We start from the raw sequence: 13,066 nt of genomic DNA on the forward strand, positions 1-13,066 counted from the left end.
TTTTATAATTCTATATTATTAAATTCTTCGTTAAATGAATCGGTTTGAAATTGATCGGGAAATATTTCATAAACATTGTGCTGAGTGTCTAGTAATTTAAAATTATTTATTTCATTCAGAGCGAGATATTCCATATTCCACATTTTGCACCAGTGCTCTAATCTATAATTATGGATATTCTGACAGAAATTTCCAGCCATTCCTGAAAGGACTCGACCAAAAATTTTTCCGCCGCTATTATTGATTACAATAAGGTGGGTATATAATGCTTTTTGATACTCTAAGACCCATGGAGCACTTAAGTCATATAGCGCAGTGAGATCTCCTATTATGGCAAAATTTTGTGTGTCAATTGCGGAGAATCCATAAAAAGTTGATATTTGTCCATCAATTCCATTTAAACCACGTGAAGCTTCCACGTAGAAGTTTTTTTGATTGTACTGAGCGGCTAAATCCCAATGGCGAATAGATAAACTGTTACCTAAATAAAGGCGAGAAAAATTTGGAATTATTTTTGATAGTGTATACATGATTGCTTGTTCAGAATTTGGATACTTAATAAATAATTCTTGTAGTTTTAAGAAAAACAAATTATCAAAATTTAAAAAGTTAATAACCTCTTCTGATTGTTCTCTAGAATATTTTTTATTGTAAAGAATGCTTTCTTTATCCGTTTCGATACAAAAATGCTTTGCTCTGGAGTGGCCAGGAAAAATATTGTCTGATAAAGAAATAACTTCTATATTCTTATAAATTTCTTCAAGATCCCGCCATATCCTATGGGTTGGGGTGTTCCCAATTTTAATCACTGTATCGATTTTGTAACCTGATTTTTTTGCATTTATCCAGATCTTATCTGCGCATTTGATTTTCAAAGACGAGAGTTTTGATTCCTCTCTTAAATTTGAAATACTTTCAAGATAAACAGGTAAATTAATGTGGCATAATAAATCAATAATTATATCTTTATATTTATTATGAATTTGTGAGACTATTACAATTAAATTCTCCGCATTGTCTATTTTTTTGTATAAATTTTGGATAAATTGTTCTGGAATACGATAATGCGTAGGGCAATTGTCTACACCTGGAGTATGAAAGATCGCTTCTAGAGCACCAGATTGCAACGGTATGTCAAAACAGACATTTATATGCAAAGGTTTATTTTTAGCACAACTCATAAATTCAAATTCTTGATCAGCTTCTATATCGTAACAAGAAGAGACATATTTACCAAAAATATTATTTTGTTCTGCGCTTTGAGGTGCGCCTGTGCCACGAAATGATTTAGGTCTGTCCGCAGTAAGTAAAACAAGAGGCAGTCCAGAATAATAAGCTTCCATAGCAGGTGCTAAAAGTTCACCAACTGCCGTGCCAGAAGTTGTTATTACACATACAGGTTTATTAAGAGATTTTATTCGACCTATTGCATAAAAACCAGCAGATCTTTCATCAAAATGATTATATATGATTTTCTTATTTGCAGTTGACAAATTTATTAAGGTTTCAACTAAAGGAATATTTCTTGCTCCAGCACAGACATAAAATTCAGAGACTCCCCAGTTAAGTAGTTTTTTTATTATATCGGATGAAATACTTCTATTGCTTTTCATTTTTAATTCCTTGCTCATTTCCTTAAAAAAAGACGCAGGGTTTAAATACAATTATTATAATGTAATGTCTATCTATGATTGATTTTTGTAGATTATATGTTTAATAAAGTTAATAATCTTAGTTAAATTGATTTTTTATAGGAGAAAAAAGTGGGCTTAAATAAATAAACCCACTTAGCATTAGTTTATATTGATCAAAGATCATTTCTATTTAAAACTTTAACTGCAGTATAGGAGACAGTAGGACTCGCAACTCCTAGGAAGTCAGAAGTGCCGCCTGCTGGGGGTATAGTATTGTTACCCCAGCAATAAACATCATCATTATCTAGCAGAGCACATGTGTTATTGTCTGCTGCTGCTATGTCAATAACATTTGCTGCGGGAAGCCCCACAACTGCAATTGGTATAGCTGACTTATTTGGATTATTTGAACTTGCGCCTAATTGACCAACTGAGTTATCACCCCAGCAAACGACGGATGCACCGTCGTTTGTGATTGCACATGTATGAACTTTACCTGCAACAATTGCAGTTGCATGCGAGATTCCACTGACTTGTAGAGGCGTTTTATTAAATCCAGCGGGCGCTGTTGAAGAGCCTAGCTGCAGCTTATCATTCGTACCAAAGCAATATATGTTAGCGTTCGTATCTGTGTAGCAGAAGTGTGACTGCTCTCCGCTCGAAATATTTTTTACATTTGAAGCTATGAGGACAGGATTTGGGTTTGCTGGTGTGGATATAAATTGTCCCCAGCAATATAAATTTCCACTGACTGCAACTGCGCAAGGGTTAAAGTCTGAAGTTGCAATAGACTTAATAGGTTCTGGTAAGTTAATGGGCACTGCTGTGAGGCTAGATGGGGTGCTAGTGGATGATTGGGCTAGTTGCATTTGAGAATTTTGTCCCCAGCAAGAGACACTTTGTGTACCAGAAAAAAGCACACACACATGCGAATCGCCAATTGCCATCATTTTAATTTGTTGACCCCCTAAATTTTTTACGACTTGAGGAGTTTGAGCTGGAGTGGCTGAGTTAACTTGATTTCCTAAGACCCCATCGTTTTGATCACCCCAGCATTTCATCCCTGATGATAAATAGGCGCAAGTTTGAAGATATCCAGCAGAAATTGAAACTGCGTTCTCTAGTAAAATATCAGCTAAAACAGGTGTTTTTTGATTGATAAAGCCTGCTTTGTTGCTGCCAAGTTGAAAAACAGCATTGAAACCCCAGCATTTTACTTTGCCTGAAGACATTACGACACAGCTTGAGATATCCCCCATGCTGATAAGCCCATTTTCTGAACCAGAGGTGGTGTATAAAGGAACTTTCCCTGATTTCGTGGCGACTGAAGAAAGATCGTCCAAAGAATAAAAACTATTCAATGATACCACAGAATCATTTCCACTTCCCCCCCCGCCTTTTGAACAGGAGTAAAGTGTTTCAAAAATTAAAATAAGTGCAATTATTTTCATCAATAATATCTTCATTTGACTTCTCCTTTTTTTATTTAAAGATCATTTCTGTTAAGAATTCTTATTGCTTTATTTGATAAACTTGGTGGATTTTTAATTCCTAAATTATCCCCATAACCGCTAGTGCCGGAATTGTTGTTACTTCCCCAGCAGTAAACATCTTCATTGTCGAGCAATGCACATGTGTTGTTGTCTGCTGCGGCTATGTCTATAACTTTAGCTGTGGGCAGTCCTGAAACTGCTATGGGTGCATTTGATTGAGCAGGAGTGGATGAGCCACTGCCAAGTTGTCCCTTTGAATTATCGCCCCAGCAATAAACGGATGAACCGTCGTTCGTAATTGCACAGGTATGGTATTGTCCAGCCACGATAGCTTTTGCATGGGAAATTCCAGCCACTGAATTTGGTGTTTTATTAAAAACATTAGTGGCAGTGTTGTTACCAAGTTGTAATTTCTCATTTTTCCCAAAACATTTTATAGTATCTTCTGAATTTATATAGCAGAAATGATCTTTTTCACCACTTGAAATATTTTTAACGCCTGAATCTATGAGAATTGGGTTTGGATTTGCACTAGTCGTGATATTCGAACCCCAGCAATATAAACTGCCAGAAACAGTAACTGCACAAACGGAATGATCTGAAGTTGATATTAATTTTACGCTTTCAGGTAATGGTATATTTGCGCCATTAATAAATGGATTTGCAAAATCAGATTGAGCCATTTGTCCTAAATTGTTTAATCCCCAGCAAGAAACTTGTTGTGAAGCTGAAAATAAAACACAGACATGTTCGTCTCCAGTGACCATCATTTTTATTTGATTGCTATTTAAATTCAAGACATCTTGTGGTTGAGTGGCAGTGGTATTATTGTTAATTCTATTTCCCAATTTCCCATTATTTTCTGAGCCCCAGCATTTTAACCCTGTAGATAAAAAAGCACAAGTGTGATTGAGTGCCGCAGACACCGCAACAGCTTTTTCAGTTAATATGTTTACAACAACAGGTGTCACTTGATTGTTTGTGCCTGCATTTGTATTACCAAGCTGAAAGGATTGGTTGTAACCCCAGCATTTAATGCTTCCTGATGTCATAACCACACAAGCAGACAAATCCCCCATACTTATCAGACCATTTTCTGCTCCAGAAGTTGTATAAGTTGGAATTTTTCCAGCACTTGTTGCAGCAGTAGAAAGATCATCTAGAGAATAAAAACTATTTAAAGAAACCACTGCATCATTTCCACTACCCCCTTCACCTTTTGAGCAAGAGTAAACAACTTCGAAAATAATGATAAGTGCAATTGTTTTGAAAATCATTGACTTCATATTACTTCTCCTTTGTTGAATTAAAGATCGTTTCTATTTAGAATTTTAATTGCTTTATTTGAGAAATTTGGTGGATTTTTAATGCCTAAAAAATCTCCTAAATTATCAACAGGTGCACTATTGTTTCCCCAACAAAAAACATCATCACTTTCTAAAAGCACACATGTTACGTTATCTGAAGAAGCAATATCGATTATTTTTTTGTTAGGCAGACTAACTACTTTTATAGGTGTACTCGATTTGTCAATTGCCAAGTCATCGTTACCAAGCTGTCCTTTACTATTATCTCCCCAACAGTAAACAGAAGTGTTATTGTCTGAAATAGCGCATGAATGATATGCTCCTGCAACGATAGCAGAAACATTATTTAAATTTTGCACTGTATTTTTTTGTAATTTATATTCTGGGTCTTCTGGCATTTTACCAAGTTGTAATTTATCATTCCTCCCAAAACAATTGACAAAATCATTCGCGCTTATATAACAGAAATGATCTTTTTCACCACTTGAAATATTTTTGACACCAGAATCAATTAATTTCGGATTCGGATTAGCATTTGTAGTTATATATGAGCCCCAGCAATATAAATTACCTGAAATAGTAATTGCACACATGGAGTGATCTGAAGTTGCAATGTGTTTTACGCTTTCCGGTATTTGAATATTTATTCCACTTATCACAGTTGTCTTTGAAAAAGGTTGTGCCACTTGTCCTTTATCATTGAGGCCCCAACAAAAAACTTGTTGTGAACCTGATAACAATACGCAAACATGTTCATCGCCAGTCACCATCATTTTTATTTGATTGCTATTTAAATTCAAAATATCTTGTGGCATACTTGCGTATGAAGTATTGCTTATTCTATTACCTAATTTTCCGTTGTTTTGCGAACCCCAACATTTCATACCTGAAATTAAATAGGCACACGTGTGATTGAGTGCTGCAGAAACAGCAACTGCTTTTTCTGTTAATATATTTACATATACAGGTTCTGCCTGGTTGTTTGTGCTCGCACTTGAATTACCAAGTTGAAAGGATTGATTGTATCCCCAGCATTTTATTTGTCCGGATGTCATCACTACGCAGGCTGTTAAATCACCCATACTTATGAGTCCATTTTCAGAGCCCGAAGTTGTGTAGGTAGGTATTTTCCCAGAATTTTTTGCTAAATTACTCAAGTCATCTAAGGAATATAAACTACCTAAACTCATTATGGAGTCAGAATTATTTCCACGGCCCTTAGAACAAGAAAGTGTGAATGGAAGGATTAGTAAAAATTGTATGAAGATTAATCTTCTAAGCATATATTGCATCCTCGTGCATGAAAACGAGCTTTAAAATTCTATCGGTTGGTTTTTTATAAAATTTAAAAATAAGATTTTAATATATGTAATATTTCTTTAAATAATTGTTATTTTGTTAAGACTAAGAGTTGCTTCGCTCAGCGTCAAAAATTTGAACCTATTGAAAATATTGAAAATTTACTAAGAAAAGCCGATTTGAGAGCAAGAGCAGAAGAGGAAATGTATGAGAAAAGTTATAATACTTATGGATGACTCTCCAGAAATGCATCTCATAACGAAGAAAGCATTAGAAACTTTAGATGTGAATTTTATTTCATGTAAAACTGAAGCTGAATTATTAGCGGGAGTCATAAATAACACGCGTGAATTGGCATTAGTTTTGTTAGATATTTATATGCCTGATAAAAACGGGTTCGTTGTCATTCAAAACTTAAAAGATCGTTTTCCAAGGCGGAAATTTAAAATTGTTTTTTTCACTTCAATCAAAGAAAAAAAATATATATTGCAGGGAATGAGTCTAAAAGCTGATGGCTTTATAATTAAGCCATTTGAAGTTGATGAATTTCGTTTAAAAATTATGAAATTAATTGATTTAAAAAAAACTTAAATTAAAATAATAATCAATGTTCGAATTGAATGCCTTTTTCAATTCTAGGTTCTGATCCATCAAAATGAATTATTTTATTTTCTGACTCTATGACGGTTGCTATATTTACAGGTCGACTCCAAACTTTATGAATATTTTTCAGAGTTTCAACAGCCCAATCAATTTTAAGATCTTTTCCTTGATGACGATGTCTTAACAGAATTTCACCTCTATTGCGAAAATTCCCGTCCACAACATCTATCAATGGGTGGCCAAAATTGGTCATCGCATCGAGAAGTTCCCTTTTTATAGTTTTAAAATCTCGGTCATGAATAATTGCTTGTCCTGAACGTCTATCTTGTACCCAAGTGAATAGTTTGGCTTCTTCACAAAAATCTTCATCTAAAAACTCATCAATAAAAGTGATGTCATTGTGAAATTTCCGCACCTCAAATATCTTTTGCATCCCTTTATTTGCATTTTTATTCCAATTTTTTCGCACAAGTGGATCATCACATAAAGTATAGTCTAAACCAAATTGACCTTTGTCCCATCTTTTTTCTATGTGTCGCATGAGTTCTACCCCAAGTTTATAAGGGTTTAACCTTTGCCCAGACATTTGCACGACTCCAGCATAATGATCGCAATAATCTATGACTTCAGAATCTTTTAAGACAAGTTGGGTCAGTATCTTTGAGTGCCAATAAACAGCCCAGCCTTCATTCATAATTTTTGTTTGACCTTGTGGAGCAAAATAATATGCTTCTTCTCGAACAATAGCAAGAACATCTCTTTGCCATGCACTTAAAGGAGCAAAATCAAGGAGAAATTTGAGTACGTCACGCACAGGACTTTCAGGAAATTTTTTTTCTTTTTCTTTTTCTAATATTACTTTTGCTTGCTGTTCCTTTAAATAACTCTCAGGATTTATATATCCTTCCATATATCCACGTAATGATGGTAATTTAGGAACCGGAAGTTTGTCTGGAGAGATTAAACTCTCATCATAATTGTCTTTTTCTTTCGGTTTATATTCTCTGCGAATATGAGGTCCATGTTGATCAATTAAATTTTCGAGTGATAAGCAAATATCTATAAAACTTTCAACTTCATCATGACCAACTTCTTCAATATAACGTCTAACACGACTTCCATGGTTTGCCATTTCATCAAGAGTTTTTCTGTTTGTATGAGCAAAACAATAATTATTTTTAAAGAAATCACAATGACCATAAACATGAGCAATCACAGTTTTCTGATCGACTAAGGAATTGCTTCTTAATAAATAAGCATAACAAGGGTCATTGTTAATTACCATTTCATAAATAAGGGAAAGGCCGTACTCATAGCTTTTCGCAATGCGTTCGTATTCCATGCCAAAACGCCAATGGGGATAGCGAGTGGGAAAACCACCATAAGCAGCTATTTCACTCATTTGTTGATAATCGACCATTTCAAATATGGTTGGGAAAAAATCAAGACCCAGATTTTTTGCGTGACTTTCAATTTCAAAAACAATATCCTTCAGTTCTGGGGTCAGATCACTTGTTAGTCTTGGATCCATAACCATATTTATTTACCCCTTCCTAAAAATGCCCGTAGGGCATTCATAATTCCATCTCGATCTTTTATTTGATGAATAATGACTTTTTCATTTTGTTCACCATAATGCTTTTCAAGATCTTTGAGAAATTGACCACTGCCATAACGACTTTCAACCTGCCCATAGGAAAATAAATTACTAGAAGGTAACAAAAAATTATCTAATAATGTCATACATTCATTTGTGTCGTTGCCACTCCAATTGTCACCATCTGAAAAATGAAATAAGTATATATTCCATTCAGCAGAAGGATAGCTATCCATGATTATCTTTTCACATAATTTATAAGCACTGCTAATTAAAGTACCACCAGATTCTTTTGTGTGATAGAAAGTATGCTCATCTACTTCTCTGGCAATTGCATCGTGGATAATAAATCGAGTGTCTAAATTGTCGTAATTATGCTTTAACCAGGCATTTAACCAAAATGATGTGAGGCGTACAATTTCTTTTTGTTCATCGCCCATGGATCCTGAAACATCCATCATATAAATAATAACAGCACTTGCTTCTGGTTTTTCTTCTATACGAAAACTACGGTAGCGTTTATCTTCTTTAATTGGAATAATAATTGGTCTGTCTGGAGTATAATCACCAATACTAATTTGTCTTTTTAAAGATTCTTTATAAGTTCTTTTGAAGTTGCGTAAACTTTCAGGTCCATTTCTGAGCACGCCTTGGTATTTGTATTTCTTCTGGGTAATATTTTTTTTACCTTTATCTTCAATGCGCGGAAGTCCTAATTCCTCACCCAATATTCCAGCAAGTTCATCAAGGCTCACATCAACTTCCATACTGTGCTCGCCTGGATTTTGTCCCGCTTCACCTTCTCCGGGTTGGGCTTGTCCTTGGCTGACGGCATCGCCTGGCTCGCCTTCACCTTGGCCAACTCCTCGCTGTTGATTGTTCCCAAATTCAAAGCGAGGAAGATCAATTCTTGGCAAAGGAATGGTGACTTGCTTATTTCCTTGACGTCCAATCAATTCACCAGAAGAAATAAATCTTTTTAAATTGTCTTTTATTTTTCCTCTAACTATTTTACGAAAGCGATTTACATCTGTTTCCATTTTCATCTTAATGAACCTCTCCTTGAAGAAGATATATTCATGAGACTTGGGTTATTAATTTATTTAATAACCCTTTTAATAACTTTTTAATTTAAATTTCTTTTAACATCGCCTCGAGCAAAAATGCTTGCGACAAAATGAAGAGCATCGGTAGCGCAGATATCACAATAACCATAATTTTTAATAAGTCGATTTTTAACAACATCAATTTTTGCTTGTGTTTCTTTATCTACGACGTTACTCACAAGGCTTGTTAACTTAATAGTATCTTTTTGATCTTCAAATAATTTAAGCTCAAGCGCTTTATGCAGGCGCTCATTGGTTTTATAATCAAATATTTTTCCTTCTAAAGCGAGTGCACCAATATAATTCATGATTTCTCTTCTAAAATCATCTTTACGGCTTTCAGGTATATCGATTTTTTCTTCTATACTACGCATTAATCTTTCATCAGGTTCTTCACTCATACCTGTGTATTTATTTCTAACCCGCTCTTTTTGTGTATACGCTTTTACATTATCAATATAATTACCACATAATTTTGCAATAGCTTCTTCATCAGCAGAAATAGCTCTTTGTACTTCATTTTTTACAATATCTTCATATTCTTGTTTCACAACTGCGAGAAGTTCACGGTATCTTTTTTTGGTTTCTTCATCGCGAATAAGGCTATGATTTTTAAGTCCACCTTCAAGCTCATTGAGAACAATAAAAGGATTTATACAACCATTCCCTCTGTCTTCAACAAGAGAATTTGATAATTTATCCTGTATATAGCGAGGAGAAATTCCGTCAAGGCCTTCACGCAGTGCATCTTTTCTTAACTCTTTGATATTATCTTCAGTATATCCTGATAAAGTTTTACCATCATATAGTTTCATCTTTTGCATAACAGTTAAATTTGCTTTTTTGGGTTCTTCAAGGCGCGTTAATATTCCCCACATCGCTGCGGTTTCAATTGTATGTGGTGCAATATGAATATGTGGAACTGTTTCAGGATTAAAATCTTTTCTATAAATTTTAACTTCTTCTTTTAATTTTGTTATATAAGGAACATCAATTTTAACGGTTCTATCTCTGAGTGCTTCCATAAATTCATTGTTTTGCAGTTTTCTATACTCTGGCTCATTTGTATGGCCAATAATCACTTCATCAATATCTGTTTGCGCAAATTTCTTTGGTTTGATTTTATGCTCTTGCGAAGCGCCGAGTAAATCATAAAGGAACGCAACATCGAGTTTGAGCATTTCTACAAACTCAACAATTCCTCTATTTGCAATGTTAAATTCGCCATCAAAATTAAATGCGCGTGGATCGGAATCGGATCCATACTCAGCAATTTTTCGATAGTTTAGATCGCCTGTTAATTCAGTTGAATCTTGATTTTTTTCATCTTTTGGTTGAAATGTACCTATACCAACACGATCTTTTTCAGATAAGAGTAATCTTTTAACGCTTATATGATTTCTTGTTAATTTATCCCAATCGCCATTATAGAGACGCATAAGATCATTATAAACATATCGACACGCTGGACATAAGCTTCCCTCAATATGAATTCTTTCTTGGAAGTTTTTTCCTTTATTTAATAAACTTAAAACTTTTACACGCGCTTCTTCAGGAATAAGACGGAGAGGATCTTCATGAATAGGACACGGCATCGTGTCTTCCATTTTTAATTTATCGTGTAAATTTGTCCATTCATAAGTATACAAAGCACCATCCGTTTGATGTGAATACCATTCAACACCTTTTTTTAGCATGCGCGCTATTGTAGACTTTGAACTGCCTACAGGTCCATGAAGTAACAAAACCCTTTTTTCTGGACCATAACGTAACGAGGCAGCTTTAAAAAAATTAACTAATTTTGATATATGAACATCTAAACCAAAAACAGCATCTTTTCCGCTATTAAGTGGATCATCAAAAAATTTGTAATGGATAAGTTTCTTTTTGTGCTCAACATATTCATAAGAACCAAAGTGCATAATAAGATCGTAAATACGTTGAAATGCTGTTCGACAAAGTTTGGGATTTTTCTCGATCATAGCTAAATAATCAACATAAGTTCCTACCCAATTCAGCTCATTAAAAAGCGAAGGACTATAAACCTCTTTCACAAGCTCGAAAACTTTTTCAGTATGCAGTTGCATGAGACCTCCAAAGAGTGTGATGGAATTTATATATTAAGAGTATCCCAAAAAAAACGCAGTCGCAAATAAAAAAAGTATTTGATTTTTTATTGATAAAGAGAGCTTATAAGTCCTGCTCGAGTCTCCTGAATTTTGAGACGATTGATTTCTCCATTCGAAAGTTTTTCACCAGTCGCTTCTGTAAATGGTTTATCTAGTATTGAAAACTTTTTTAATGTTACATTACGTGGTAAACTTTCATTCACTTTATCTACAATAGTCTGCACTTGATCTTTTATCTTTTCAGGATGCGCACGATAATCTGCAAGAGCATTGTGATTTAAAACAATCAATGCAGAAAGATAAGGTAACTTATCGCCAATAACACAAACATCTGCTATAATCTCATCTTCTTTTAAAAGTTGTTCTAGGCGAACAGGAGAAACTACCGTCCCACCCAAAGTGACGAACAAGTGTTTTTTTCGACCCGTAATAATAAAGCCAAAAGGGGTCATTTGGGCAACATCACCCGTCTCTTCCCATTTTCCTGCATTTTCAAACTCTGCAAAGGAAAGACGGTATTCAAGTGTAGAATGAGCACCTAATCTGAAATTTACATGCGGCAAAGGTGTGCCAATGACCTTGTAATGGGCTGCGTGGAATAAGTTACAGGAGAGCATGCCCGCAGCGTGGGTGGTGCCATAGGATTCTAGAACAGGTATACCAAGCTTTTCTAAACTGCGGACATAGGCTTCCTGTGCTGGAGCGAGGCCGTGGACAACAAATGATAAGTCTTCAACTGCTTCTTTCAAAAAAGAATGCCCCGCAAGAATGCGTGAAGCTTTGCGCAAGGAGCGTTTTAATATGTCAAATGCGCCTTCAGGAATTTTCATCGCTCTTGATGAAGCCATTAAATTCTGAATTTTGTCTATTTTTTCACTTAATTTAAAACGTGAATTATTTATAGAACGTTTAGAAACTTGCTCAATAAAAGAACAAACTTGTTCCATTTCGTGCGAACTTGCAAAAATGTAACTTGGTCTCAGAATTCTAATATTAGTTTCCCAATCAGCACTCGGATTTGGAAAGCCAATAATTCCATTTTTAAGCAGAGCACAAAATCGACTTAAATGAGAAAATGGATTACTCGGTGGCATTAATTCTATGCTTTTCCAAAAAATTTGTTTAGGAAATTCTGCATGAATAATAAAATTTTGCGCTGTAACAACAAGTGCATCTGGTTTTATAATTTCTGGTTTTTGAAATCCATCATGGCCAAAAGAAACAAAGGCAAAATTCCCAGGTTTAATTTTTCTCCAAGGAGAATCCTCAGGTATAATAGATGTTTTATTGGTGTGCTCTTTTGTTTCATTATGTTCGTGTGATTTATTTTCTTCGGCAACTTTTTTAGGTAGAGATGCTTCTCTTGCTATTTTATATTCACGATATAACGTTAATAGAATGGGTTCATTGTGTTTATCTTGTGGCATCCAGGCTGCTTGAGAAATATTCAAAACAGGTACAGTAAAACCATCTAACTGTGATGCTAATTCATGAATATCCGTTGCAATTGCAACTCCTTTAAAATAATTTAAACACCACTTTAAATCATTTTTAGACATATGAGGTGGAGCGCACATAACATCTAAACCAGCAAGTATTGCTCCACAAGTTGCGACAAAAGAATTATAAGAATTCCTGCCAATTAAAATTATACTTTGCCCACTTTGACGTTCTTCTATCGGAAGAGTTTTAGTCCAATATTCACTCGCTCTCCCAAGATGAGCACAAAAATCTTTTCCAGATAATTGATGCCAAGCTCCATTGCAGTAAGTTCTTATTGTTACATAATTTGTTCGAATTGATTGTTTGAGTAATAAATCAAAGAAAGCTTCACTTCCTTTAAATATTTGTAGCATTGAGGCAGTAGAAGTAGAATCATGAGCATGCATAGAAAACTA

9 protein-coding genes are annotated in these 13,066 nt (G+C 34.7%); 1 reads left to right on the plus strand and 8 read right to left on the minus strand.

Going from position 1 to position 13,066, the window contains the following annotated elements; translation table 11 throughout:
- Positions 1-2: 2 nt before the first annotated feature.
- The 4 genes from menD to EZS29_RS07105 all read right to left on the minus strand — a co-directional run bounded on the left by menD (position 3) and on the right by EZS29_RS07105 (position 5,717).
- The gene (menD, locus tag EZS29_RS07090; RefSeq protein ID WP_172603825.1) at positions 3-1,613 is read right to left on the minus strand and encodes a 2-succinyl-5-enolpyruvyl-6-hydroxy-3-cyclohexene-1-carboxylic-acid synthase; all 1,611 of its coding nucleotides are present in this window, start codon (positions 1,611-1,613) and stop codon (positions 3-5) included.
- 194 nt (positions 1,614-1,807) lie between these two features.
- A complete protein-coding gene (locus EZS29_RS07095) occupies positions 1,808-3,100 on the minus strand; it encodes an RCC1 domain-containing protein (RefSeq protein WP_130608031.1) in 1,293 nt (430 codons plus the stop codon).
- A gap of 20 nt (positions 3,101-3,120) precedes the next feature.
- Positions 3,121-4,413, minus strand: a complete 1,293-nt coding sequence (locus EZS29_RS07100; protein ID WP_130608034.1) for an RCC1 domain-containing protein — start codon at positions 4,411-4,413, stop codon at positions 3,121-3,123.
- Positions 4,414-4,433: 20 nt separating this feature from the next.
- The gene (locus EZS29_RS07105) at positions 4,434-5,717 is read right to left on the minus strand and encodes an RCC1 domain-containing protein (RefSeq protein WP_172603826.1); all 1,284 of its coding nucleotides are present in this window, start codon (positions 5,715-5,717) and stop codon (positions 4,434-4,436) included.
- 223 nt (positions 5,718-5,940) lie between these two features.
- Between EZS29_RS07105 and EZS29_RS07110 the strand changes: the two genes are divergently transcribed.
- A complete protein-coding gene (locus tag EZS29_RS07110) occupies positions 5,941-6,324 on the plus strand; it encodes a response regulator (RefSeq protein WP_130608041.1) in 384 nt (127 codons plus the stop codon).
- Positions 6,325-6,337: 13 nt separating this feature from the next.
- On the opposite strand, the gene EZS29_RS07115 is transcribed toward EZS29_RS07110, so the two are convergent.
- The 4 genes from EZS29_RS07115 to EZS29_RS07130 all read right to left on the minus strand — a co-directional run bounded on the left by EZS29_RS07115 (position 6,338) and on the right by EZS29_RS07130 (position 13,057).
- Positions 6,338-7,867 (minus strand): SpoVR family protein, encoded by a 1,530-nt coding sequence (locus tag EZS29_RS07115; protein WP_130612818.1) that lies wholly within the window; start codon positions 7,865-7,867, stop codon positions 6,338-6,340.
- Between the two features lie 8 nt (positions 7,868-7,875).
- Positions 7,876-8,985: a DUF444 family protein gene (locus tag EZS29_RS07120; protein WP_172603992.1), complete on the minus strand. Its 1,110-nt coding sequence runs from the start codon at positions 8,983-8,985 to the stop codon at positions 7,876-7,878.
- Positions 8,986-9,059: 74 nt separating this feature from the next.
- Positions 9,060-11,126: a PrkA family serine protein kinase gene (locus EZS29_RS07125; protein WP_130608047.1), complete on the minus strand. Its 2,067-nt coding sequence runs from the start codon at positions 11,124-11,126 to the stop codon at positions 9,060-9,062.
- An 86-nt stretch (positions 11,127-11,212) separates the two neighbouring features.
- Complete coding sequence (locus EZS29_RS07130; protein ID WP_130608049.1) at positions 11,213-13,057, minus strand: acyl-CoA synthetase family protein; 1,845 nt, start codon at positions 13,055-13,057, stop codon at positions 11,213-11,215.
- Positions 13,058-13,066 lie beyond the last annotated feature (9 nt).

The organism is Fluviispira sanaruensis, from assembly GCF_004295685.1.
GTDB classification, from domain to species: domain Bacteria; phylum Bdellovibrionota_B; class Oligoflexia; order Silvanigrellales; family Silvanigrellaceae; genus Silvanigrella; species Silvanigrella sanaruensis.

Coding starts and splice junctions, on each gene's coding strand:
- menD (WP_172603825.1), bottom strand. CDS start 1,613: ATGAAAAGCAATAGAAGTATTTCATCCGATATAATAAAAAAACTACTT.
- EZS29_RS07095 (WP_130608031.1), bottom strand. CDS start 3,100: ATGAAGATATTATTGATGAAAATAATTGCACTTATTTTAATTTTTGAA.
- EZS29_RS07100 (WP_130608034.1), bottom strand. CDS start 4,413: ATGAAGTCAATGATTTTCAAAACAATTGCACTTATCATTATTTTCGAA.
- EZS29_RS07105 (WP_172603826.1), bottom strand. CDS start 5,717: ATGCTTAGAAGATTAATCTTCATACAATTTTTACTAATCCTTCCATTC.
- EZS29_RS07110 (WP_130608041.1), top strand. CDS start 5,941: ATGAGAAAAGTTATAATACTTATGGATGACTCTCCAGAAATGCATCTC.
- EZS29_RS07115 (WP_130612818.1), bottom strand. CDS start 7,867: ATGGATCCAAGACTAACAAGTGATCTGACCCCAGAACTGAAGGATATT.
- EZS29_RS07125 (WP_130608047.1), bottom strand. CDS start 11,126: ATGCAACTGCATACTGAAAAAGTTTTCGAGCTTGTGAAAGAGGTTTAT.
- EZS29_RS07130 (WP_130608049.1), bottom strand. CDS start 13,057: ATGCATGCTCATGATTCTACTTCTACTGCCTCAATGCTACAAATATTT.